This is a genomic window from Prevotella brunnea (genome assembly GCF_008016795.1).
GTDB lineage: Bacteria > Bacteroidota > Bacteroidia > Bacteroidales > Bacteroidaceae > Prevotella > Prevotella brunnea.
On record NZ_SDIK01000082.1, the window covers coordinates 1 to 588 of the forward strand.

Sequence of the window (588 nt, forward strand, 5' to 3'; positions counted from 1 at the left end):
GTTTTACTTTACTGTTATGCTTGTGTCAATATGTCAAAGATCGAATGTCAAAGGTCGGAAGAAACAAAGAGCCATGAGCAATGGCATGTAACATCCCGACCGAGACAAAATGTGGAGAATAACGGATTCGAACCGTTGACCCCCTGCTTGCAAAGCAGGTGCTCTAGCCAGCTGAGCTAATCCCCCGAAGGAGAAAGGTATCAAGGAAAAGGTGTCATCTTATTGCCGAAAGACTTGAGCCTTGGCGCACATTGCCTTGCGACGATGTGTAGTCCCAAGAGGACTTGAGCCTTGGAACACATTGTCTTGCGACGATGTGTAGTCCCAGGCAGACTTGAACTGCCGACCTCCACATTATCAGTGTGGCGCTCTAACCAACTGAGCTATAGGACTGAGTTGGATAAAGTCGTACGGCTTCTACCCGGCTTCCCTGATTCTCTCATATTAGGATAAACAAAGTGTAGTTACAAGAAGTGGGAAACGAACGCTTCCAATTTCCTCGCGGCTTTCCAAAGAAAGGAAAAAACGAAAGGAAGAAAGAATGTCCACAAATAACCTTCAAAACGTATGAACAAAAGTAATCATCCA

General features: G+C 45.4%; 2 tRNA genes. Both read right to left on the reverse strand.

Features of this window, described 5'->3' with window-relative positions:
• Window positions 1-112 precede the first annotated feature (112 nt).
• Window positions 113-186 (reverse strand) — tRNA-Ala (locus ETF27_RS09835).
• Between the two features lie 133 nt (window positions 187-319).
• Window positions 320-393 (reverse strand) — tRNA-Ile (locus tag ETF27_RS09840).
• Window positions 394-588 lie beyond the last annotated feature (195 nt).